Origin of the sequence: Pseudomonas sp. C 49-2, assembly GCF_003970195.1 — a bacterium.
In the GTDB taxonomy this organism is placed as follows: domain Bacteria; phylum Pseudomonadota; class Gammaproteobacteria; order Pseudomonadales; family Pseudomonadaceae; genus Aquipseudomonas; species Aquipseudomonas canadensis.
On the sequence record NZ_RXYG01000018.1, the window covers coordinates 67,116 to 88,589 of the forward strand.

At 58.1% G+C, this 21,474-nt stretch carries 22 protein-coding genes; 12 read left to right on the forward strand and 10 right to left on the reverse strand.

Annotated elements, in window-relative coordinates; genetic code table 11:
- Positions 1–88 precede the first annotated feature (88 nt).
- Complete coding sequence (locus EJ576_RS26335; protein WP_028619455.1) at positions 89–922, forward strand: hypothetical protein; 834 nt, start codon at positions 89–91, stop codon at positions 920–922.
- Positions 923–1,049: 127 nt separating this feature from the next.
- On the opposite strand, the gene punC is transcribed toward EJ576_RS26335, so the two are convergent.
- A complete protein-coding gene (punC, locus tag EJ576_RS26340) occupies positions 1,050–2,234 on the reverse strand; it encodes a purine nucleoside transporter PunC (protein ID WP_126571477.1) in 1,185 nt (394 codons plus the stop codon).
- A 122-nt stretch (positions 2,235–2,356) separates the two neighbouring features.
- Here punC and punR point away from each other — a divergent pair, with 122 nt between their 5' ends.
- Positions 2,357–3,280, forward strand: a complete 924-nt coding sequence (gene punR, locus EJ576_RS26345; protein WP_122725047.1) for a DNA-binding transcriptional activator PunR — start codon at positions 2,357–2,359, stop codon at positions 3,278–3,280.
- Here the strand turns inward: punR and EJ576_RS26350 are convergent.
- On the reverse strand, positions 3,261–4,430 hold the full coding sequence (locus EJ576_RS26350) for an aspartate aminotransferase family protein (RefSeq protein WP_126571478.1): 1,170 nt from the start codon (positions 4,428–4,430) through the stop codon (positions 3,261–3,263). The genes punR and EJ576_RS26350 overlap by 20 nt on opposite strands.
- 102 nt (positions 4,431–4,532) lie before the next feature.
- Here EJ576_RS26350 and EJ576_RS26355 point away from each other — a divergent pair, with 102 nt between their 5' ends.
- On the forward strand, positions 4,533–5,438 hold the full coding sequence (locus EJ576_RS26355) for a LysR family transcriptional regulator (protein WP_122725043.1): 906 nt from the start codon (positions 4,533–4,535) through the stop codon (positions 5,436–5,438).
- Here EJ576_RS26355 and EJ576_RS26360 read toward each other — a convergent pair.
- Positions 5,435–6,058 carry an HAD family phosphatase gene (locus tag EJ576_RS26360; protein ID WP_126571479.1) on the reverse strand — a complete coding sequence of 208 codons (624 nt, stop codon included), beginning with the start codon at positions 6,056–6,058 and terminating at the stop codon, positions 5,435–5,437. The genes EJ576_RS26355 and EJ576_RS26360 overlap by 4 nt on opposite strands.
- A gap of 293 nt (positions 6,059–6,351) precedes the next feature.
- Between EJ576_RS26360 and EJ576_RS26365 the strand changes: the two genes are divergently transcribed.
- On the forward strand, positions 6,352–7,587 hold the full coding sequence (locus EJ576_RS26365) for an anthrax toxin-like adenylyl cyclase domain-containing protein (RefSeq protein ID WP_126571480.1): 1,236 nt from the start codon (positions 6,352–6,354) through the stop codon (positions 7,585–7,587).
- 60 nt (positions 7,588–7,647) lie between these two features.
- Here the strand turns inward: EJ576_RS26365 and fabV are convergent, their stop codons facing one another.
- Entirely contained in the window at positions 7,648–8,841 is a 1,194-nt protein-coding gene (gene fabV / locus EJ576_RS26370; RefSeq protein ID WP_033902545.1) for an enoyl-ACP reductase FabV, read from the reverse strand.
- Between the two features lie 310 nt (positions 8,842–9,151).
- On the opposite strand from fabV, the gene EJ576_RS26375 reads away from it, so the two are divergent.
- Both EJ576_RS26375 and ppnN read left to right on the forward strand, forming a co-directional pair.
- Complete coding sequence (locus EJ576_RS26375; protein ID WP_126571481.1) at positions 9,152–9,976, forward strand: aspartyl/asparaginyl beta-hydroxylase domain-containing protein; 825 nt, start codon at positions 9,152–9,154, stop codon at positions 9,974–9,976.
- Positions 9,977–10,126: 150 nt separating this feature from the next.
- Positions 10,127–11,500, forward strand: coding sequence for a nucleotide 5'-monophosphate nucleosidase PpnN (gene ppnN, locus EJ576_RS26380; RefSeq protein WP_025856956.1), 1,374 nt, complete (start codon positions 10,127–10,129; stop codon positions 11,498–11,500).
- Position 11,501: 1 nt separating this feature from the next.
- Here ppnN and EJ576_RS26385 read toward each other — a convergent pair whose 3' ends face one another.
- Positions 11,502–11,894 carry a RidA family protein gene (locus tag EJ576_RS26385; RefSeq protein WP_122725033.1) on the reverse strand — a complete coding sequence of 131 codons (393 nt, stop codon included), beginning with the start codon at positions 11,892–11,894 and terminating at the stop codon, positions 11,502–11,504.
- Positions 11,895–12,049: 155 nt separating this feature from the next.
- Between EJ576_RS26385 and EJ576_RS26390 the strand changes: the two genes are divergently transcribed.
- The 3 genes from EJ576_RS26390 (at position 12,050) to EJ576_RS26400 (ending at position 13,145) form a co-directional block, all read left to right on the forward strand.
- The gene (locus tag EJ576_RS26390) at positions 12,050–12,307 is read left to right on the forward strand and encodes an AbrB/MazE/SpoVT family DNA-binding domain-containing protein (RefSeq protein ID WP_126571482.1); all 258 of its coding nucleotides are present in this window, start codon (positions 12,050–12,052) and stop codon (positions 12,305–12,307) included.
- A complete protein-coding gene (locus EJ576_RS26395) occupies positions 12,304–12,699 on the forward strand; it encodes a PIN domain-containing protein (protein WP_126571483.1) in 396 nt (131 codons plus the stop codon). The genes EJ576_RS26390 and EJ576_RS26395 overlap by 4 nt, the downstream gene beginning before the upstream one ends.
- A gap of 77 nt (positions 12,700–12,776) precedes the next feature.
- Entirely contained in the window at positions 12,777–13,145 is a 369-nt protein-coding gene (locus EJ576_RS26400; RefSeq protein ID WP_240037317.1) for a hypothetical protein, read from the forward strand.
- Between the two features lie 25 nt (positions 13,146–13,170).
- Here the strand turns inward: EJ576_RS26400 and EJ576_RS26405 are convergent, their stop codons facing one another.
- Together EJ576_RS26405 and EJ576_RS26410 are read right to left on the reverse strand one after the other, a co-directional pair.
- A complete protein-coding gene (locus EJ576_RS26405) occupies positions 13,171–13,500 on the reverse strand; it encodes a YXWGXW repeat-containing protein (protein WP_122686614.1) in 330 nt (109 codons plus the stop codon).
- Between the two features lie 177 nt (positions 13,501–13,677).
- A complete protein-coding gene (locus tag EJ576_RS26410; protein WP_071489037.1) occupies positions 13,678–14,574 on the reverse strand; it encodes a LysR family transcriptional regulator in 897 nt (298 codons plus the stop codon).
- Between the two features lie 99 nt (positions 14,575–14,673).
- On the opposite strand from EJ576_RS26410, the gene EJ576_RS26415 reads away from it, so the two are divergent.
- The gene (locus tag EJ576_RS26415) at positions 14,674–15,345 is read left to right on the forward strand and encodes an NADPH-dependent F420 reductase (RefSeq protein ID WP_028619443.1); all 672 of its coding nucleotides are present in this window, start codon (positions 14,674–14,676) and stop codon (positions 15,343–15,345) included.
- Between the two features lie 65 nt (positions 15,346–15,410).
- On the opposite strand, the gene mqo is transcribed toward EJ576_RS26415, so the two are convergent.
- The gene (gene mqo, locus EJ576_RS26420) at positions 15,411–17,057 is read right to left on the reverse strand and encodes a malate dehydrogenase (quinone) (RefSeq protein ID WP_123476286.1); all 1,647 of its coding nucleotides are present in this window, start codon (positions 17,055–17,057) and stop codon (positions 15,411–15,413) included.
- 482 nt (positions 17,058–17,539) lie between these two features.
- Here mqo and EJ576_RS26425 point away from each other — a divergent pair, with 482 nt between their 5' ends.
- Positions 17,540–18,727, forward strand: coding sequence for an MFS transporter (locus tag EJ576_RS26425; RefSeq protein WP_126571484.1), 1,188 nt, complete (start codon positions 17,540–17,542; stop codon positions 18,725–18,727).
- A 94-nt stretch (positions 18,728–18,821) separates the two neighbouring features.
- Here the strand turns inward: EJ576_RS26425 and EJ576_RS26430 are convergent, their stop codons facing one another.
- A complete protein-coding gene (locus tag EJ576_RS26430) occupies positions 18,822–19,043 on the reverse strand; it encodes a hypothetical protein (RefSeq protein WP_126571485.1) in 222 nt (73 codons plus the stop codon).
- A gap of 146 nt (positions 19,044–19,189) precedes the next feature.
- Positions 19,190–19,555 carry a DUF6124 family protein gene (locus EJ576_RS26435; RefSeq protein ID WP_126571486.1) on the reverse strand — a complete coding sequence of 122 codons (366 nt, stop codon included), beginning with the start codon at positions 19,553–19,555 and terminating at the stop codon, positions 19,190–19,192.
- 672 nt (positions 19,556–20,227) lie between these two features.
- Here EJ576_RS26435 and EJ576_RS26440 point away from each other — a divergent pair.
- Positions 20,228–21,172: a hypothetical protein gene (locus EJ576_RS26440; RefSeq protein WP_126571487.1), complete on the forward strand. Its 945-nt coding sequence runs from the start codon at positions 20,228–20,230 to the stop codon at positions 21,170–21,172.
- The last annotated feature ends 302 nt before the right edge of the window (positions 21,173–21,474 follow it).

Below are 21,474 nucleotides of genomic sequence, written 5' to 3' on the forward strand. Positions count from 1 at the left end.
TATACAATCAATCGAACAAGTTACCCTCCATCGGCGTTACAAAAACAATCCGGCCGTGATGAGCCAGAACGCCAAAGGACCCAGAACAATGAAAAAGGCACTACAGGGCGCAACCGTCGCACTCACCCTGCTCGGCGGCGGGGAGGCCGTCGCGCTGGAATGGATGAATAACAGCGTAGGATTTCGCTACGGCCAGCAGTTCACCAATCCGAATAACCCCGACGAATTCAGCAAGCGTATCTACAGCTTCACCCACGCCAGCGGCTACCAGTACGGCAGCAATTTCCTCAACCTCGATGTGTTCCTGTCCGACAGCCGCGACCCACGCAAGGGCACCGATCATGGTGGGAGTGAGGTGTACGCGGTATATCGCCATCAGCTGTATGCATCGCGGGTATTCGATGTGCCGCTGGGCACCGGCCTGGTCAAGGATTACGCGCTGACCCTGGGGTTTGACGCCAACCGTAACAACAACTTCGCCTCAGCCAAGAAACGCGCACTGGTCATCGGCCCGACGTTGAAGTTCAACACCGTCGGCGTACTTGACCTGAGCCTGATGTACTACAAGGAAAGAAACCACACCGGCATCCCCGGCGCGAAGGAGTCGAACCACACGTTTGACGACACCTACATGCTCAACCTGACGTGGATGCGGCCCTTCGAAATCGCCAACCATGCGGCGAAATTCCAGGGTTTCATCAATTACGTCGGGGAAAAAGGCGAGGACTACCATGGCCGCAATACTGCGCCGGAAGCCCTGATGCGCACCGCGCTGATGGTGGCGGTGCGACCGGGCAAAAGCGTCAAGCCAAACCTTTACCTTGGGGTGGGTTACGAGTATTGGCATAACAAGTTCGGCGTAGATGGCGGCCGGGGTAGCCGCACATCGACGCCGACGGTGAATATGGAAATCACCTTCTGACTGAAAAAACCCAATCAACCTGTGGGAGCTGGCTTGCCTGCGATGCGAGCGACTCGGTGCATCAGGTACACCGAGCCGATGCTATCGCAGGCAAGCCAGCTCCCACAGTTTTGACCGCGTTGTCACTTCAGATTCGAGCCAGTTCGGAGCTATCGGTTTTCGGCCGCGCCAGCCAGTAACCCAACACCGCCAGTGGCGCGGTCGCCAGCATCACGATTACGGTAATCAGCAGCGGTTGCTCGATCATCGACGACACCAGCAGGCTGCTGAGGAAACACAGACCCAGTTGCAGGGTGTTTTGCAATGCCGCCGCCTTGCCGGAATTTTCCGCAAACGGCATCAGCGCATTCGCCACGACGATGGGGTAACTGGCACCGTTGACCAGCGCCATCAAGCAGAACGGAATCAGCAAGGTGGTGAGGGTCGGCACCGTCAGCGTGGCAACCAGATACAACGCCACCATGCTGATGCAATACGCCAGCAGCAACCAGGGCAACAAGGTCTTGCCTTGGAAGTGCTGCAACGCGCTGCGGCAACTGTAGCCACCGACCAAAAACGCCAATGTCGGCAATAGGTAACTCAGGCCAATGTCATTTGGGCTGTAGCCCATGTCGCCCAGGATGAAGGGCGAAGCCGTCAGCCAGGCGAAGAAACTGGCCGAGCAAGCGGCGAAGATCATGACGTTGCCGGTAAACACGCGAGACGTCAGTAACTGCCCATAACCGAGGCGCGAACGCTCGCTCTTTTCTGACGGAGGTTTCGCCACCGTGCGCAAAAACAACGTCGGTAGCAGCAACAGCAATGAGACGCCCAGCAATACACCGAAGATCGCCTGCCAACCAAAGTGATTCAGCACCATCGCGCCCAACAGCGGCGCCAACGCAGGCGACAACGACATCAGCGGCATGATGCTGGCGAACACACGATGAGCCTTATCTGCCGGGTAGCGATCGATCACCAGCGCCTGCCAACTGACGGCGGCGGAACACACGCCGATCGCCTGGATGAAGCGCAGCGCCAGCAATTGTGGCGCGGTCTCGACCCAGAACATCCCCGCACAGCCCAGTACAAACAGGCTCAGGCCGGCGAGCAGGACGGGCTTACGCCCCAGGCGGTCGGACAATGGCCCCCACAACAACTGCCCCACGGCAAATCCGGCGAGGAAAATACTCAAGCTGGCGCCTACCGCGCCTGCGCCAATCTGCAACTGCTCGCCCATAGCGCCGAACGCCGGCAGATACATGTCCATGGCGAGGTAACCGAGCATACTCAGCCCCGCCAAATACCAAGTGAAACCAAAAGAATTTTTCATTGAAGCCTTGTTGATCTTGCCATCAAACTATTTGCTGACTGACGCCCATTATGAGGCTGACAGTTTCTCTGTGAAGCGATAATAATTGGACACTCTTATCAATAAATTTGAAGGCAGCCGCCATGTGGTCTGAATATTCCCTGGATGTGGTCGATGCCGTGGCGCGCCATGGTAGCTTCAGCGCCGCCGCTCAGGAACTGCATCGCGTGCCGTCGGCCGTCAGTTATACCGTGCGCCAGCTGGAAGAATGGTTGGCGGTGCCATTGTTCGTGCGACGCCACCGGGATGTGGAGCTGACGCCCGCTGGCCGCCTATTTATCGACGAAGCCCGTGGCGTGATGAAAAAAATGCTCGGCACCCGACGCCTGTGTCAGCAGGTCGCCAATGGCTGGAGCGGCCAGTTGAAAGTAGCCGTGGATTCCATCGTCAAACCCCAGCGCTGCCGGCAGTTGGTGCTGGATTTCTATCGACAGTTTCCCGAAGTCGAGCTGCTGCTGGAGTACGAGGTGTACAACGGCGTGTGGGATGCCCTGGCAGATGAACGCACCGACATTGTGATCGGCGCCACCAGCGCAGTACCGGTGGCCAGTCACTTCACCTTCCGCGATATGGGTTTGCTGAACTGGCTGTGCGTGGTCAGCGCGCGACACCCGTTAGCCAGTGTCGAAGGGTTGTTGAGCGACGATCAACTGCGCCCCTTTGCCTCGCTGTGCATGACCGACACCTCGCGCAACCTGCCCAAGCGCGACACTTGGACATTGGATAACCAGCGACGCCTGGTGGTCCCCAATTGGGCTTCTGCCATCGACTGCCTGCGCGACGGCCTGTGCGTCGGCATGGCGCCAGCGCATCAGGTGTTGCCGTGGATCGAGCGCGGTGAATTGGTGGCACTGCAATTGAGCCGGCCGTTTCCGGCCAGCCCGTCGTGTGTGGCCTGGGCGCAGAACAAGCTGTCCCCGGCCATGGCGTGGTTGTTGGAATACCTGGGCGACACCGAAACGCTGAATCAGGAGTGGCTCAACGGCCCTACGCCAGCAACCGAGTAATAGCCCGCACGATCATCTCGACCTCCTTGGTATCCAGGGTCAGCGGCGGCAGCAGGCGAATGATCTTGCCCCGTGTCACGTTGATCAACAGCCCGTGCTCCTGGGCGGCACGCTGCGCCAGGTCCCGATACGGGTTGGCCAGCTCGATACCGATCATCAACCCCTGGCCACGAACCGCCAGGACCTGCGGATGCTCACTCAACTCCACGCGTAACCGCGCCAGCAAGCGCTCGCCCTGTTGCACGGCGTTCTGCAGCAAACCTTGTTCTTCGATGATGTCCAGCACAGTGCACCCCACACGACACGCCAGCGGGTTGCCACCGAAGGTGCTGCCGTGACTGCCCGGCGTGAACAGTTGGGCCACGGCAGACCGTGCCACACAGGCGCCGATCGGCACGCCATTGCCCAGGCCTTTGGCCAGGGTCATCACGTCCGGGACGATGCCCTCATGCTGGAAGGCGAACCAGGTGCCGGTGCGGCCGATGCCGGTCTGGATCTCGTCCAGCATCATCAGCCAGCCATGGCGGGTGCAGTGATCGCGCAAGGCTAACAGATAGCCCGGCGGCGCCAGCAATACGCCACTTTCTCCCTGGATGGGCTCCAGCAGCACTGCTGCGATACGCGGGCCAAATGCCTTGGTGATCGCTTCCAGCGCCGCCAGATCACCAAAGCGCACCTTGAGAAAATCCCCCGGCAGCCGCTGGAAGCCCAGGCGCACCGAGGGCCCATCGCTCGCAGCCATGGTGCCGAGGGTACGGCCATGAAAGGCGTTCTCCATCACCACCACCAACGGCTCTTCGATGCCCCTCTTCCAGCCATGCAGGCGCGCCAGCTTGAGCGCTGTTTCGTTGGCTTCGGCGCCGGAATTGTTGAAGAAGGCGCGGTCCAGACCCGACAGCTGAGTGAGGCGCTGGGCCAACCGTTGTTGCCAGTCGATGCTGTAGAGGTTGGAGGTGTGCAACAGCAAGCCCGCCTGTTCGCTGATCGCCGCCACCAGCCTGGGGTGCGAGTGTCCGACATTGGTTACCGCCACACCGGCGACCGCATCCAGGTATTCACGCCCCTGCTGGTCCCACAGGCGCGTGCCCAGGCCGCGGGTGAAGCTCAGGGCCATGGGTTGGTAAGTGGTCATCAGACAGGCGGCGGTCATGGTGCGGTCTCCAGTGCATCGTAGTGATGGCTGCAGTATCGTTAGCCACCTGAGCTGGATAAACTGCGCATTCCTGCAATGACTTTAAATCAGGACTTGATAATGGATCTGTTCCAGGCAATGTCGGTGTACGTGAAGGTGGTCGAGACCGGCAGCATGACCGCCGCGGCCCATGCCTGCGGGATGTCCACCACAATGGTTGGCAATCACCTGCGCGCCTTGGAGCAACGATTGGGCGTCAGCCTGCTCAAGCGCACCACGCGCAAGCAAAGCCTCACGGAATTTGGCGGGCAGTATTACCAGCGCTGCCTGGAAGTGCTGGGGCTGGTGGCCGACTCCGAGCAGCTTGCCGAGCAAGCCCATAGCGACATCCCCAAAGGCACCCTGCGTATCACTGCGCCCCCAGTGTTCGGCACCGAACGCCTTACACCGGCCTTGAGCGAATTTTCCCGGCGCTACCCGCAGATCAACCTGTATGTGGTGCTAAGCAATGAGCGGATGGACTTGGTCGACAGCGGCTTCGACGTGGCAATCCGTCTTGGCGAACTGGAAACCTCCAGCCTGATCGCCAGGCCCATGCAGGACTACACGCTCACCCTCTGCGCGTCGCCAGCCTACCTGGCGCGACGCGGCACGCCTTCGAGCCCAGAAGAACTGCAGCAACACGACTGCCTGGCGTTCGCCTACCCGGCGAATGACAATTGGCGCGATACCGAAAAACTGTGGCGCATGACCGGTGATGGAGGCGAGCTGGAGGTTCCGGTGTCCGGCTCATTGACCATCAACAGCTCGCAAGGCCTGCGTCAAGCGGCCGTAAACGGCATGGGCATCATCATGCTGGCCGATGCCCTGGTACAACCGGATCTGGAGAGCGGCAAACTGGTGGCCTTGCTCACCACCTATCGACTGCCCAGCCGCCCCATGCACCTGCTCTACGGCCAAGACCGTTATCGGCTGCCCAAACTGCGCGCCTTCGTGGATTTCGCGATGGAAAAATGGGCGCGCTAGAAGCCCACACCCAACGCTCTCAATTGCGCGGCAGTGCGCTCGGCAGACACATGGTGGATCCCCTGCCAGCCAAGGGCGATGGCCGCTTCGATATTGCCGGCAACATCATCGATAAATACCACTTCAGCGGGCTGGATGTCCGGCAGGTGGGCGCGTACCTGACTGAGACTGGCGTGGTAGATCGCTGCGTCAGGCTTGATCAGTTTCAGCTCGCCGGACACCACGATGTCGCGAAAACATTGGAGGAAGGGGTAGTTGGCTCGCGCGTAAGGGAAGGTCTCAGCGGACCAGTTGGTGAGCCCGAACAACGGCATATCGACTTGGTGCAACGCCTCAAGGATCGCCACGCCTTCCGCCAAAGGGCCACGCAGCATCTCGTGCCAGCGGTCGTAATAAGCCTGGATCAGACGTTCATGATGTGGGTACTGCTCGATCAGGCGGTGGGTGCCTTCGGCCAGGGAACGACCGGCATCCTGTTCGGTGTTCCAGGCCTGAGTGCAGATGTTATCGAGAAACCACTGCCGCTCGAGATCATCGGCAATCAGCTTGCGGTAAAGGTGCTGCGGGCTCCAGTCGAACAGGACACCGCCGAAATCAAAAATCACTGCACGAATTGTCATACGCACCTCCTTTAAAATTGCTCGATAGTTTCCATAACGATAACGCTTAGGTGCGAGTAAACACGCGTAGGACCGCTCTGATAATTTCACGGTTCGCGCACAACAGACACCACGCCTGTGCCACCTTTACGGACCTGAACGTTCTTTCTCCCCTTCAGTTTCATACAACCCGTCACACTTTTCCCGCCCTCCAGAAGAAAGGCTGCTTTAGTGTTTCCCGTGCAGTCCAAGGAATGCCTAGGTATGGAAGGGATGATCCAACGTGCTTATGAAACACGATTTGGAGAACGTCAATGCAAGGCATCATCAACCCTGCTATTTCACCATCAGCGTTCAGCTTGAACACACTACTGAGCACTCATTCCAGCCAGTCAACTAACGCCAATCAAAACACGATAGACCCGATAAGCGTCGCCTTTGAACGCATCAGGGAGAAGACGGGCATGGTGCCCAGCCACCTTGTTCCCCTGCAAAACATCGCAGCGGCGACCAACACTATTATTGGCGTGCGCCCGGTAGAAACCGTCGCAACCGGGTTGATAGAAGCCGGCCACCCCACCAAGGATTTTCATATCAAGGGGAAAAGTGCCAACTGGGGGCCACAGGCTGGCCTGATCTGTACAGACCAGGCATTTAGCAAGCTTGAAAAGTTCAAGGAAGATGCCCCCGGAAAACTCACCCGCGCCAATGAGCAAATTCAAGAATGCATCCGCGATGGGCACGCTGTTGCAGTCCCCTTGGAAATTTCGGGCAACCGTCTCGGCGAATTGATGAAACTCGGGCAGATTACTCAGTTGGCAACAAACGCGTACGACGGCACACGACACTTCGGTGCTCGAGGGCCAAGCCAGCAGCTGTATGCATTCGAAGGCAAACGCACATCGGCTTCAGAAGACAGCTACCTCATTTTCCATCAAGGAAAATCCATTGAGGTTCTGGCGAAACATGAAGGAGGCAAGGCATTGACCGCCGATTATGACCTGCACATGGTCGCGCCCCACCTCAGCGATTTTGGCCCCCAGGACAGAATTCCAATACCCGATGTAGCGCACAGTGTTTTCAAGCAAAGAATAGATCGCTACAGGCAGCATCAACCAGACCCTGGATCTTCGCAGGTGCCTGAAACGTTACGCGCAGACTACGAAAGCGCCGCACATTTCTATCAAAAAGAAGACCCCGACCTGGGCAACGTCACGCCACGGATAAAGCAAATGATTGAGCTGATCAATCAGCGACTGGTCGGCAACGGAGAGCGGCTTGTGCACCACAATGCAGACTCCGGCAGCCCGGCAACTGAAGTCGCCGCCAACTACCCGGCAACATTCTTCTTACCGACCAAACTTGGGCGATTCGACGAAATCAGCATCATCAACAACAGCAAGGAAATGGCGGAACTGATAACAACAGCCAAAGACAGCGGCTATCACGTTCCTGTGAATCCGCTTTGGGAGAGAGAAGTGGTGGGTATCAAGCGCTCTGGTTTCACCCATGCGCAGGAGCGGCTGACGTCAGTCTTTCGCCAAGGTTGAAGACCTAGGGCGCAAACAAAACAGCAGCCTCATAATCGAGGCTGCTGCCTACCTCAGCCGTTATGCCGAGATGAGACCGTTGATCTTCACGGTCGGATTCACGTCAGCCTCGTAGTCCACGCCATCGATCTCAAAACCGAACAAACGCAGGAATTCCGCCTTGTAGCCGGCAAAATCGCTGATCTCGTTGACGTTGTCGTCGGTGACCTGGTTCCACAATGCTGCCACGGCGTCTTGGACCTTCGGCTCCAGCTCGGCCAGGTCGGCACGCAGGCGGCCGTCGGCGTCGAGTTTCGGCTGGCTGCCGTACAGGCTGTCCTTGAACAGACCGTAGACCTGCTCGATGCAACCTTCGTGGGTGCCCTGCTCTTTCATCACTTTGAACAGCAGCGACAGGTACAGCGGCATGATCGGGATGGCCGAGCTGGCCTGGGTGACCACAGCCTTGAGCACCGACACACGGGCGTCGCCCTTGAGTGCCGCGAGGTTGTCGCGCAGGGTCAGGACTTTCTTGTCCAGATCCTTCTTGGCTTCGCCGATGGAGCCGTTCCAGTAGATATCCTGGGTCAGCTTCTCGCCAAGGTAGGTGAACGCCGTGGTCTTGGCGCCTTCGGCCAGCACGTCGGCGTCACGCAGGGCGTCGATCCACAGCTGCCAGTCTTCGCCGCCCATCACTTTGACGGTGCCGTCGATTTCTTCCTGGGTCGCAGGCTCCAGCGTGGTGTCGACCACAACACCCTTGTCGGTATTGATACCGCGCAGGGTCACGGCCTTGCCGATCGGCTTGAGGGTGGAGTTGTGCACCACGCCTTGTGGGTCGGTACGGCGTGGCGCGGCCAGGCTGTAGACGACCAGGTCGATCTTGCCCAGGTCTTTCTTGATGGTTTCGATGGTCAGGCGCTTGATCTCATCGGAGAACGCGTCGCCGTTGATGCTCTTGGCGTACAGGCCTTTCTCGACGGCAAACTTCTCGAACGCGGCGCTGTTGTACCAGCCGGCGGAGCTCAGCTTGCCTTCTTCGCCTTCTTTCTCAAAAAACACGCCCAGGGTGTCGGCGCCGCAGCCAAAGGCAGCACTGATGCGCGCGGCCAGGCCGTAGCCGGTGGAAGCACCGAGGACCAGCACCTTTTTCGGGCCGCCTTCGATGACGCCGTGTTGAGTCACGTAGTCGATCTGCTCTTTGACGTTCGCTTCACAGCCAACAGGGTGAGCGGTCACACAGATGAAGCCACGAACCCGCGGTTTGATGATCATAAAATTTCTGCCTCTTCCAAGGTGCCGAAGGCCAATGGTGGCCATTCAACTTCAATCGTACCGGTCTATGACGTCCAAAAAACCGAAGCGTCACGATAGTCGCAAATCTTCTGTTTACAAAATCCAATCCACTCAGCGCTAAAAGGGTTAAAAACTGTGTAAAGCCTTCACAATTTCGCAATATTTAAAACGCCTATCCAGCGCCGAACGCCTTATCATGACGTAGTTGTTTCAACATGTTTCAAAACCCCTACCACTCGCAGCCAGGGATCCGGACCTGTCGAATGGCGTCCTGCTGGAGCTGAGTTACATGAATAAGCCTGCTTTGCGTAAAAAAGCGGTATCGGTCGCCTGGGTATTCGGCGTGCTGCTGGTTATGGATATTTTCCCCGAAACCACCTTGGTATTTCTCGGACTGGTCGTGATCTGCGGCATTTACGACTTCCTGCGTAATGGTCTGTATGACGCGCCCACCGCCAAGAAGTACTTTATTGGCAGCGGCCGCAACACCTGGCTGCTGGCACCGTTCAACACCCTGTTCGACCTGTTGAGTGCGCGTAACCGACACGTTTACAGGATGAACGACCTGCCGCCTGCCTGGCGTGCAGACCTGCAACAGGTGCTCGATGACGCCATGGCCCACAAGGACGAAATTATCGGTTACCTGGACGCACGCATGGCCGAGAAGAAGCGCGGCATGTTGTTTTTCCAGTGGTATGGCCAACCCATCGAGACCACGCTCGACATCCCGCAGCTGCGCAAAAAACTACCGTTCGTGAAGACCATCGGTGTGTCGGTATTCAATGAAAACCGCTCCACCTCCTTTCACTTCGGCCCCCTGCGCATGATGTTCCGCGTGCTCTACAACATGGCTCCGGCGCCCCATCATGAGGGCGTCTACATCCAGGTGGGCAAGCACAAGCACTACTGGCATGACGACCCGCTGTTTATTTTCGATGACACGCTGATGCACGCGTCTTTCAACAAAAATGATGCCAAGCGTTACTGCCTGTTTATCGATATCGTGCGGCCGACCCCGGTGCCCCTGGTTCTCAACGCCGTGATCGCTGGGTTTGCCGGTCTGGCCTTTACCCTGCGTCGGGTTTTCTACAAAAACTGGAAGCTGATTCAGTGAGTTCTGCGGCATGATGGTGCTGGACGGTGTTTGCGCTCGGCCCTGCGCCTGAGGTAAATATCCGTCTCGTGCGACCGAATTCGGCGCCCATCATTCTCAAGCCATCGCAGCCCATCGCGGGTGCGGTGGCTGCGCTTTCAAGGAATCAGAATGCCCCAACGTCAAGTCATCAATGCCTCCGTCAGCCCCAAGGGCAGCCTCGAAACCCTGTCCCAGCGTGAAGTCCAGCAACTGAGCGAAGCCGGTACCGGCAGCATCTACACCCTGTTCCGCCAGTGCGCCCTGGCGATCCTCAACACCGGCGCGCATATCGACAACGCCAAGACCATCCTCGACGCCTACAAAGACTTTGAAGTGCGCATCCATCAGCAAGACCGTGGCGTACGCCTTGAACTGTTGAATGCCCCGGCAGACGCCTTCGTCGATGGCGAAATGATCGCCAGCACCCGCGAGATGCTGTTCAGCGCCCTGCGCGATATCGTTTATACCGAGAACGAACTGGACAGCCAGCGCATCGACCTGAGCAACTCCCAGGGCATCACCGACTACGTGTTCCACCTGCTGCGCAACGCCCGTACGCTGCGCCCGGGTGTCGAGCCGAAGATCGTGGTGTGCTGGGGCGGGCACTCGATCAACACCGAAGAGTACAAATACACCAAGAAGGTCGGCCATGAACTGGGGCTGCGCAGCCTCGACGTGTGCACGGGCTGCGGCCCTGGCGTAATGAAAGGGCCTATGAAAGGCGCGACCATTTCCCACGCCAAGCAACGCATTACCGGCGGGCGCTACTTGGGCCTGACCGAGCCGGGCATCATCGCTGCCGAAGCGCCGAACCCGATCGTCAATGAGCTGGTGATCCTGCCGGACATCGAAAAACGCCTGGAAGCCTTCGTGCGTGTAGGCCATGGCATCATCATTTTCCCAGGCGGCGCCGGCACGGCCGAAGAGTTCCTGTACCTGCTGGGCATCCTGATGCACCCGGACAACCGCGACCTGCCGTTCCCGGTCATCCTCACCGGGCCGAAACACGCAGCGCCGTACCTGCAGCAGTTGCACGCATTCGTCGGCGCCACCCTAGGCGAAGCGGCGCAGGCGCACTACCAGATCATCATCGACGACCCCGCCGAAGTGGCGCGCCAGATGACCGCCGGCCTCAAGGCGGTGAAGCAGTTCCGTCGCGAGCGCAACGACGCCTTCCACTTCAACTGGCTGCTGAAGATCGACGAAGGCTTCCAGCGCCCGTTCGACCCGACTCACGAGAACATGGCCAGCCTGCAACTGAGCCACGCACTGCCGCCCCACGAACTCGCCGCCAACTTGCGCCGTGCGTTCTCCGGGATCGTGGCGGGTAACGTGAAGGACAAAGGCATCCGCCTGATCGAGCAGAACGGCCCGTACGAAATCCACGGTGATCCGGCCATCATGAAGCCGCTGGACGAGCTGCTACAGGCGTTTGTCGCCCAGCACCGCATGAAATTGCCAGGCGGCGCGGCGTATGTGCCGTGCTATCGCGTGGTGCAATAAGTCAGCGCTGCACCGCCACGCATTTGATTTCCACCAGCAGGCCGGGGTGTGCCAGTTCGGACACCCCAATGGTGGTCCAGGCGCAATGCCCGCGTGGGAACAGGCGGTTTTTCACGTCACGGAAAACCGCCATGTGCTGGCTCATGTTGACGTGGTAGGTGGTCATGTCCACCACGTCGTCGAAGGTGCAGCCACCCTCCTCTAGGACCTGCCTCAGGTTCTCCCAGGCCGCGATGAATTGCGCCTCTGGGTCTTCGATCACCGCCAATTCCGCCGTACGCCCGACCTGCCCTGCGCAGTACAACGTCTTGCCGACCTTGACGGCGGGAACGTAGCCGGCGCGTTCGACGATGGGCTGCATGGCGGGGGGGATGATGAGGTGGCGGTCGGTCATATGCTGTATCTCTTTGCGGGCGTTTTCGGACGTGCCCGAGGCATAACTCGGGCTATCTTTTTACCTGGTCCGATCAACTCACACCAGAAGAGCAACCTATGGACCAACGGATCTTGTCCTCCATAATTCCTTACCCTAACGTAAGGAGCATCACGATGGAGATCTTCACTATGGCCACCGCCACGCTTACTTCAAAAGGGCAAATCACCATTCCCGTCCAGGTCAGAACCGCCCTGGGCCTGGAGACAGGTGATCGCGTTGAATTTGTCGAAATGGAAGACGGTAAATTTGCCATGATTGTCGCCAGCAAAACCGTACACGACCTCAAGGGCCTGATCCGAAAACCTGCCAAGGCCGTCTCGCTGGATGAGATGAACCGTGCCATCGCGGCACAAGGGGCGAAAGCGGGATGATTGGGCTGGATACCAACGTGCTGGTGCGCGATGTCACCCAGGATGATCCCGTCCAATCGCCCAAGGCATCTGAGTTGATTGAGTCGCTCACCGCCTTTGCACCGGGCTTTGTCAGCCTGGTTTCCGTGGTGGAGTTGGTATGGGTTCTACAAAGTTGTTATCAGTCTGCCAAACGTGATGTGGTGACCGTTCTCGAAACGCTGCTACGCACCCGAGAACTGACCATCGAGCACGCTGAGATCATCTGGCAGGCACTGCGACGATTCACCGCCAGCAAGGCCGATTTCGCGGACTGCTTGATAGAACGGTGTGGCCATGCTGCAGGCTGCCAATACACGGCCACTTTTGATCTGAACGCTACCAAGACGGTAGGCATGCAACGTCTGGTCTGAGGCTTGCCGTTGCGACGTCCTTCAGGCTTTGGTAAAAATCGCGCTCAACCTTCATCAAGAGAACGATCAACGTGCGCATGCTCCTTCTCGCGACCTTGGCGATGGCCTCCGGCATGGCCATCGCCGACACAGTCACCTGGCCCGACCTGCCAAAAACCTGCTTCGTCAGTGGTCGTTCCGCCACCAGCATGGACGTCGACGCGGGCTGCGCGGCGTTCCTGATCAACGTGAAAGGCCAGGCCGCTGGCACGCCGATCAAGCTGGATATTCCGCAATACGCGCTGCACATCGACGAAGCCACCGGCAAGGAAACCCCGGTTATCCTCATCCAGGCGGAGGAGAACGGCGAGGTCAAGGCCGTGGGCTACCGGGAACTGGGCACCGACCAACTCGGTGCCGCATTGTTGCGAGAGGTTCGGCTGCTGGGTACCCACAAGCCGATCTAACGCTACTTGCCAATGAAACCTGGGCTCAGCGAACCCAGCCACCACCCTGCCAGTGATACCCGTCATTACGCTGCACCCAATGCGGATGCACGTAGCGATAGCCTTCGCGTACCGGCTCCCAGTGACCATGTACAGCCACATATCGCCCGCCGTCCCAGCGCCAATAACCACGCGACCATATATAGCCGTAGCGTACGGGTGGCTCGACTTCGATCACTTGCACCGGCGGCGGTTGCGGCGCGATGACTTCCACATACTCATGTTGCACCGGCCTGCGCTCATGCACGATGCGCTCTTGAACACACCCGGATGCCGCGACGACCATGGCCGCCAATGCCCCATAACGTAGCCACATAGAAAAACCCTCGGACGCTGACGCCCAGTACCTGCACCGCTAGAAAATGCCCCCTTGTTGCAGCCTCGCTCCTGCTTGGCTCTGGAGTATTTTTAACAGGTGGCGTCTGTCAGGTTGCTGAACCTGAGGGCGTTGCGCTCATGACGTAGACGAAAGGCTCGTCGGGTACTTGAATGCTCAAACCGGACCGAAACGCGCCAGCACTGCCTCGACAAATCGCCGCAACTTGGCGGTGCGCTGCCGATTTGCGGTGTAGACCAGATGCATTGGCCGGCTCGGTGCCTCAAAGTCCGGCAGCACCTGCACCAACTCACCGCGGGCCATTGCCGTACGCAAAAAATCCTGGGGGCCGAGAACCATGCCAAAACCGTCCAGCGCCGCCGACATCAATGCCCGGCTTTCGTTGATCTGCAGACGACTGGTCACCTGTACGCTATACAGCGTCGAGCCTTGATGAAATATCCACTCGCGGTCCGCCGGGCGTGACCAGAAGGCATAGCCCAGGCATTCGTGACGTTCCAGGTCTGCCGGCACCTGCGGCGTACCCCGCGCAGCCAGGTACGCAGGCGAAGCACAGACCACCAGGCGATAAGGCGCCAGTGGCCGGGCTGTCAGGCCGGTGGTCGCCAATGGACCGATCCGGAAGGCTGCTTCATAGCCCTCTTCCACCAGGTCGACGAAGCGATCCGTCAGGTGCAGGTCGATTTCCACGTCCGGGTTATCGCGCAGGAATGCAGTAATCAGTGGCATCAGGCTGTAGGAACCGAAGGTCACAGGCGCGGTGATCTTCAGCTTGCCACGCGGCGTGTCATTCATGATTTGCGCCAGCGAGTCCGCAGCTTCGGCCTCCGTAAGGATATGTTTGCAACGTTCGTAGTACGCGCTCCCCAACTCCGTGAGGCTCTGCCTGCGCGTGGTGCGATTGAGTAAACGCGCACCGAGGCGCTGCTCCAGCGCGGCAACGTGTTTGGCCACCATTTGCGCCGACATGTGCAAACGCTCGGCGGCGCGAGCGTAGGAGCCCAACTCGGCGGCGATCACAAAGGCATTCATGCTCGATAGACGGTCCATCATTCCCTACTCCCAGTAACAACACCCACGCCATAGTGCTTATTTATCGACATTTGGTTGCCAATCATCATAGCGGCTTCCCCCTTTATCAGGAGCAAGACCATGAAGATTGGCGTGATTGGAGCCGGTTTTATCGGGCGCGCCGTGGCACAGCGGGCACTGGCGGCCGGGCATGAAGTGATGTTGAGCAACTCTCGCGGCCCGCAGACCATGAGCAGCGTGGTAAGTGGCATACGCGGCGTCAAAGTGGGCAGCGCAGAAGATGCCGCACAGTTTGGTGACGTGGTGCTGGTGGCGATTCCGTTTGAACACTACCGAAAAGTCCCGGCGCAGTGGCTGGCAGGCAAGACCTTGCTCGACGCCAACAACTACTACCCGGAGCGCGACGGTCATTTCCCCGCGCTGGATCGATTTGAAACCACCACCAGCCGACTGCTCGCCGAACACTTCACCCACTCAAAGGTGATCAAAGTGTTCAACGCGATTTTCGCCGCGGACATTACCGATCATGCTCGCCCCCACGGCGCACCTGACCGTCGCGCATTGCCGGTGGCCGGCGACGACGCTGTCGCCAAAGCGCAGGTGATCACCCTGCTCGACGAGCTGGGCTTTGACGCCGTCGATGCCGGCAGCCTGGATGAAAGCTGGCGGTTCGAGCGGGCCAAGCCCGCGTATTGCGTGCCGCTGGACCAGCCCGGGCTGAAGGCGGCCCTGGCCGCGGCCGAGCGTACGGTCGAACTGCCGCCGGTCGACCGCGAGCACACCCGCGCTTAAACACCGCCCCACAAAAAAGCCCGCTGACCGTTACCGGTTCAGCGGGCTTTGTGCATCAGCCTGGCTTACAGCGCCAGATCAGACGCCGGCTTGCTCGGCTCAGCCGAGGGCTTGGCAGCCTCGGTGGCCTTGGGTGCAGCCATTTGCGGAATCACAGGCGGCGTAGGCAGTTGCAGGACTTCGGCGGTGTAGGCCCATTCCTTCGCAACTGCTTCAGGGCTGTCGTTCAGCTTGGTGCCGTAGCTCGGTACGATCTGGTGCAGTTTGGTCTGCCACTCAGGGGTCGCGACCTTGTCCTTGAAGACTTTCTGCAGCACGGTCAGCATGATCGGAGCCGCGGTGGACGCGCCTGGCGATGCACCCAACAGGCCCGCGATGGTGTTGTCGGCGGAGCTGACCACTTCAGTGCCGAGTTTCAGGACACCGCCCTGCTCCTCGTCACGCTTGATGATCTGCACGCGCTGACCGGCTTGCCACAGGCGCCAGTCGGATTGCTTGGCGTTCGGGAAGTACTCTTGCAGCGCCTTGAAGCGGTCGTCGTCCGACAGCATCAGTTGGCCAGCGAGGTACTCGACCAGTGGGTATTCACGAATACCGACTTTGGTCATAGGCCAGATGTTGTGGGTGGTGGTGCTGGTCAGCAGGTCCAGGTACGAGCCTTCTTTCAGGAACTTGGTCGAGAAGGTCGCGAATGGGCCAAACAGGATAACGCGCTTGCCATCCAGCACACGGGTGTCCAAGTGCGGAACCGACATCGGCGGTGCGCCAACCGACGCTTTACCGTAGGCCTTGGCCAGGTGCTGCTCGGCCACGGTTGGGTTATCGGTTACCAGGAACGAACCGCCTACCGGGAAGCCTGCGTATTCCTTGGCTTCAGGAATGCCCGACTTTTGCAGCAGGTGCAGTGCACCACCGCCCGCGCCGATGAACACGAACTTGGCGTCGGTTTCGGTCTTGGTGCCGTCTTTCAGGTTCTTGTAGCTCACACGCCAAGAACCGTCGGCGTTCTTGGTGATGTCCTGCACTTCGCTCGACAGTTTCAGGTCGAACTTAGGCGTGGTCTGCAGGTGAGCGACGAACTGGCGGGTGATCTCGCCGAAGTTCATGTCGGTCCCCAGCGGGCTCCAGGTAGCCGCGATTTTCTGGTTCGGGTCACGCCCTTCCATCATCAGCGGGACCCACTTGGCGATCTGCGCCGGGTCTTCGGAGTACTGCATGCCAGCGAACAGCGGGCTGGCCTTCAGGGCTTCGTAGCGTTTTTTCAGGAACTTGATGTTGTCATCGCCCCACACGAAGCTCATGTGCGGTGTGGTGTTGATGAACGAACGCGGGTCCTTCAGCACACCCTGGCGGACCTGCCAGGACCAGAACTGACGGGAAATCTGGAACGCTTCGTTGATCTCGACCGCTTTCGGGATCTCAACGTTGCCGTTCTTGTCTTCCGGGGTGTAGTTCAGCTCGGCCAGGGCCGAGTGACCAGTACCGGCGTTGTTCCAGCCGTTGGAGCTTTCTTCGGCCACGCCATCGAGGCGCTCGACCATCTCCATCGACCAGCCCGGCTCCAGCTCATTGAGCCAGACACCCAGGGTTGCACTCATGATGCCGCCACCAATCAGCAGCACATCGACTTTCTTTGCCTCTTCCGCGTGAACGGAGCTGATCCCCAGCGACAAAGCCAGCCCCAGCAGGGCAGTGTTTACTTTTTTAAACATCAGTAGCACCTATGATAAAACGCCATCCGCCCTACCGTCCCTGATCATGGGCAACCCTCCATCACGCTGCGCCAGGCAACGCACCGCGGGGTTTGCACATTCACTCGGGGACCGCAGGGTGGGCACACAAGGCCGACGTATCGACCTCACTTTTATGTCCCTTCTGCGCTGACTTCTTATCATTATTGGCTTCAGCTACCTGGGCGACAGCCAATCGCTGGGACGTATACGGATGTACGCACCAGAGAGAGACTAGACCAAGACGGCGCGCAGAATATCACGGCAAACAGCGTTTATGCGCCGTTTGGCCAATTGACAGCTCTAAATCGCGGCTTTTAACACGTCGATGTCAAGCCTGGCAGGCGCGACGTGGGGTCACAGGCCAGGAACTCTCACGCAAAAGGCTGTTCTAGACACCTTTGTCGCTGCTTGCGTAGCATCGGCGATTCTCCTTCGTGCAATCCATCCCAATAGAGTTACCCATGACTATCCAGCAAACACCCGGGCACGTGCTGCCTGCGCGCAGCGCCGCCAAAATGGAAGCGGCCATGGCCGTGGGCGCCTTCGCGATCGGTACTGGCGAATTTGCCATCATGGGGCTGATGCCCGACATCGCGCAGAACCTGAACCTCAGTGAGCCTCAGGTCGGCCACGCCATCAGCGCCTACGCCCTGGGCGTGATGGTGGGCGCGCCACTGCTGGCCATTCTTGGCGCCAAGCTGCTACGCAAACACATGTTGCTGCTGCTGATGGGCCTGTACGCCTTGGGCAACCTGGCCACCGCCTTCACCCCGACCTTCGGCTCACTGGTGGCCTTCCGCTTCATCAGCGGCCTGCCCCACGGCGCCTACTTCGGCATCGCCGCAGTCGTGGCCTCCAGCATGGTGCCCAACGACAAACGCGCAGGCGCCGTAGCGCGCGTGATGATGGGCCTGACCCTGGCCATGCTGCTCGGCAACCCCATCGCCACCTTCCTCGGCCAACACCTGGGCTGGCGCTCGGCGTTTGCACTGGTCAGCGTGATTGCCTTGTGCACCATTGCCCTAGTCTGGCAGTTCGTGCCGGATCGCCACGACGAACCGCGCAGCGACCCGCGCAAGGAATTGCGTGCGTTCACCAAACCGCAGGTGTGGATGGCGCTGTCCATCGGCGCCATTGGGTTTGCCGGGATGTTCTGCGTGTTCAGCTATTTGGCGCCGACCATGCTGGAAGTGACCAAAGTGTCGCCACAGTGGATTCCGTTTGGTCTGGCGGCGTTCGGTGTCGGCGGGATTATCGGCAACATTGCGGGCGGCAAGTTGTTCGACCGCCTGCAATTTCGGGCGGTGGGCTGGATTATGGTGTGGTCGATGGCCGTGCTGATCTTCTTCACCTTCGCTGCCAGCTCACTGTGGAGCGTGCTGCTAGGCATTGGTCTGGTCGGCACCATGATTGCCATGGCTGCGCCGCTGCAAATCCGCCTGATGGATATTGCCCATGAAGCGCCGAGTTTGGCGGCGGCTTCCAACCATGCGGCGTTTAACCTGGCAAATGCGCTGGGCCCGTGGTTGGGTGGGATGGCGATTACGGCGGGGTATGGGTGGACGAGCACCGGCTACATTGGTGCCGCTACCGCGTTGATCGGCCTGGGCATCTACCTCATCGCCCGGCGGATGAAGGGCGGCCACTGACATTTCCCGCCCCACCTCAGTTCCAATGTGGGAGGGGGCTTGCCCCCGATAGCAATGGGTCAGTCACCACCCCAGTGACTGCCCCACCACCCCATCAATCATCATGCAACAACCCCGACCCATACTCCCCATAACTACTTCCCAGCCCACTGCCGCCAAAATTCATCTTGGCGGTTTTGCTGGGGGTATGGTCACCAAACGCCTGGCATCCGCCTGAAAAACAAGGGTCACTGCTCACGCCGGCCGACCCTGTCGAACAAGCGCCCAACAGCAAAGTACCAGCAACCACCACGACTTTAACGAGGTTCGAAATCATGGTTTCAGTTCCCTGTGGAATGGAGGCGCGGAGGTCCTCTCTTGAAGAGGATCGTAGACCTCAAAAGCGCCGCGAATGATGAAACTTTGCTGGGTGACAGGACGGGTTCAGGTTGCCGCCTTGGGGTAAGGCGGCGGGGTTGGGTGTCAGGCGGTGGCCTTACAGGCGGCAGGTGCGACGTGTTCCTGGACTCGGTCGATGAGTAGAGCACTTAGATCGATGAGTTGTTGGATGCCCAGGACAATGGCGCGGTGCGGGTCATCGAGGTCGAAAGCCAGGGTGGCGGCCATTTGGTTGGCGGATGCGAGGTTTTCGGCGGCGTTGGCCAGGAGGGTTTCGGTGTCGATGTTGGGGCTGACGGAGAATAGGTTGCTGCTTGGCTTTTCGTTGGTGGTAGCAGCCTCAGGCTGAGGCAGGTAGTGATGGATAGCGCGTTGGGCGGCAGCTTGAAACCGGGTATCGGCAGGTGCAGCTTTTGAAACATCAGGCGGATTGGGTGTGACCTTGTACATGGCGAAGCTCCTTAACTGTTCAGGAACTGCCAAACTCACTTCCACATGAGGGTGGCAGCCGTACGCGGGTGTGGAAGACCAGGGCTAAGGACCCGGCGCACCGAAGTGCCCCGCGCACAGCCGCCGAAACACATGATACAGGCGAAAAAAAACGCCGATAGGTGTTTGTGACGATTGCGTCTTAGCTTGGTACGGACTTCCACATCCGGCCGCTGGGTTTCCAGCGGTTTGGGGAGGTTAACTAGGGGAAGTCTGAGCGGCAAGCTGAGAAAAGTGTGGGAAGTTTCCCCATGGATTTTAGCCCGTTGCCGAGATCACTCCATGCTGTGTTAGTCGTCTCGATGATGGATTGGGCGTAGCCCTCGTCCAACGCCCCAGCCAGCTTGGCTAACCTGCTGTACCTTCTTTGCTTTGTAGCAATTTCTAAGCAAGCTGTAATTACTGCCTGACACGGGCGCTGCCGCTACTGTGCTTGCGCTTTTCTCGAGGTAGTCCATACCATGCTACGTGATTATTCGCTGTACGACGTGCTGGAGAGAATGTACGACAACCAGTTAGCTCTGGAGGCGGCCTTGATGGAGTTAACACTGCGGGTCGCAGTAGACGAATACATGCAATAGACCATCCGATTTAACCCATATAATTAAAAAAATTTCCGGAGCGAGCGCTGCAATGGCAGTCAACCATCAAAATAACCATGAAAGTTTTACCCTGATCAGCAATCGACTTCAACTTGCAAAAAATCTTTTAGAGGAGTCAGACAAATTACCTGGTGCCGAAGCATACAGGGATTTTGGACACGATAGCATCTTACATCATGAGCGACATGAGAGAGAGTCGGTGGTTATATATTTGCTGTTAACGTGTTTGGATTTGCTTGGCCAAACTGAAAAACACATCTCTTTTTCAAATTGGCTAAATAGCAAAAAAGAAGAGTATGTAAGCCAGCGTGACAGCGTACTTTGCACACTCGGACCATGCATAGACCCTATTGAGGCCTCAAACACACTACTCAACGCTTACAATAAAATTTATGGCGTAAGCAATTCTTTTTATCGAGGAATAAATAATCTTTCAAAAGAAGCTCGGAGCTACCTACTTTCAAGCATTCAGATTTCCAAGATAATTCCAGCCCCTGAAGACTCGAAAAAAGAGTTCAGAGAAGAGAATGACGTAATTGAAACTCAAGATCTTTTAAAGATGAAATACTTGTTCAGCCTGCGCAATTCGTTCACACACTCACTTGCGCAACACCACACATCCTCAGCGCCCATGATGTCGATCCTCGGTAATGAAACGAATCCGGAATTAGCCAACAAACCGCGAGCATCGTGGGGTTTCTTTGTAGGCGAGGGCATAATTGCGCCATGGAGTTCAAACCGCCAGAGGCAGGGAAAGTTTTTATATTCCTCCAATAACCTGATAATTGTATTACTTGAATTATTATACAACGCCATTGGCGAAGAGTTCAACCAAGATGATTTGAATATTAATTTCTTCATTTTCTCATCGCAAGGCGTTTTCTTCCCATCAATCCCCAGCAAAGATCTTGATACTGTTTTAAAATTAAACTTTGGAATAACTCGACCCAGATGGAAAAATCAAAATGGCAATTGACACTAAGCTCTTGATTGGTCGAGTGACGTATTTGACTACAGCGGGCCTGATTAGCGCCTCGTTGCGATGGCCTACAGTCACTTGATCGCATGGATAGGGATTCGAACCCGACCAGCACACCCCACAACCCGCCCTAGGCCAAGATTATATTGGTTTTTGGTTGGGCTACAAGGACTGCAAAGGCCTACAGCGGCCCCGATATTGCCCTAAATTTGCCCTAAGAGTCATGCCTTTCAAGGTCTTGGTTTAAAATCCCCCAACAACTTCTGTCAGGATGACGAAACTATGTGGGATGTGGTTCT

Excerpts from the sequence above, each read along its gene's own strand:
- EJ576_RS26335 (WP_028619455.1), top strand. The coding sequence starts at position 89 with ATGAAAAAGGCACTACAGGGCGCAACCGTCGCACTCACCCTGCTCGGC.
- punC (WP_126571477.1), bottom strand. The coding sequence starts at position 2,234 with ATGAAAAATTCTTTTGGTTTCACTTGGTATTTGGCGGGGCTGAGTATG.
- punR (WP_122725047.1), top strand. The coding sequence starts at position 2,357 with ATGTGGTCTGAATATTCCCTGGATGTGGTCGATGCCGTGGCGCGCCAT.
- EJ576_RS26350 (WP_126571478.1), bottom strand. The coding sequence starts at position 4,430 with ATGACCGCCGCCTGTCTGATGACCACTTACCAACCCATGGCCCTGAGC.
- EJ576_RS26355 (WP_122725043.1), top strand. The coding sequence starts at position 4,533 with ATGGATCTGTTCCAGGCAATGTCGGTGTACGTGAAGGTGGTCGAGACC.
- EJ576_RS26360 (WP_126571479.1), bottom strand. The coding sequence starts at position 6,058 with ATGACAATTCGTGCAGTGATTTTTGATTTCGGCGGTGTCCTGTTCGAC.
- EJ576_RS26365 (WP_126571480.1), top strand. The coding sequence starts at position 6,352 with ATGCAAGGCATCATCAACCCTGCTATTTCACCATCAGCGTTCAGCTTG.
- fabV (WP_033902545.1), bottom strand. The coding sequence starts at position 8,841 with ATGATCATCAAACCGCGGGTTCGTGGCTTCATCTGTGTGACCGCTCAC.
- EJ576_RS26375 (WP_126571481.1), top strand. The coding sequence starts at position 9,152 with ATGAATAAGCCTGCTTTGCGTAAAAAAGCGGTATCGGTCGCCTGGGTA.
- ppnN (WP_025856956.1), top strand. The coding sequence starts at position 10,127 with ATGCCCCAACGTCAAGTCATCAATGCCTCCGTCAGCCCCAAGGGCAGC.
- EJ576_RS26385 (WP_122725033.1), bottom strand. The coding sequence starts at position 11,894 with ATGACCGACCGCCACCTCATCATCCCCCCCGCCATGCAGCCCATCGTC.
- EJ576_RS26390 (WP_126571482.1), top strand. The coding sequence starts at position 12,050 with ATGGAGATCTTCACTATGGCCACCGCCACGCTTACTTCAAAAGGGCAA.
- EJ576_RS26395 (WP_126571483.1), top strand. The coding sequence starts at position 12,304 with ATGATTGGGCTGGATACCAACGTGCTGGTGCGCGATGTCACCCAGGAT.
- EJ576_RS26400 (WP_240037317.1), top strand. The coding sequence starts at position 12,777 with ATGCTCCTTCTCGCGACCTTGGCGATGGCCTCCGGCATGGCCATCGCC.
- EJ576_RS26405 (WP_122686614.1), bottom strand. The coding sequence starts at position 13,500 with ATGTGGCTACGTTATGGGGCATTGGCGGCCATGGTCGTCGCGGCATCC.
- EJ576_RS26410 (WP_071489037.1), bottom strand. The coding sequence starts at position 14,574 with ATGATGGACCGTCTATCGAGCATGAATGCCTTTGTGATCGCCGCCGAG.
- EJ576_RS26415 (WP_028619443.1), top strand. The coding sequence starts at position 14,674 with ATGAAGATTGGCGTGATTGGAGCCGGTTTTATCGGGCGCGCCGTGGCA.
- mqo (WP_123476286.1), bottom strand. The coding sequence starts at position 17,057 with ATGTTTAAAAAAGTAAACACTGCCCTGCTGGGGCTGGCTTTGTCGCTG.
- EJ576_RS26425 (WP_126571484.1), top strand. The coding sequence starts at position 17,540 with ATGACTATCCAGCAAACACCCGGGCACGTGCTGCCTGCGCGCAGCGCC.
- EJ576_RS26430 (WP_126571485.1), bottom strand. The coding sequence starts at position 19,043 with ATGATTTCGAACCTCGTTAAAGTCGTGGTGGTTGCTGGTACTTTGCTG.
- EJ576_RS26435 (WP_126571486.1), bottom strand. The coding sequence starts at position 19,555 with ATGTACAAGGTCACACCCAATCCGCCTGATGTTTCAAAAGCTGCACCT.
- EJ576_RS26440 (WP_126571487.1), top strand. The coding sequence starts at position 20,228 with ATGGCAGTCAACCATCAAAATAACCATGAAAGTTTTACCCTGATCAGC.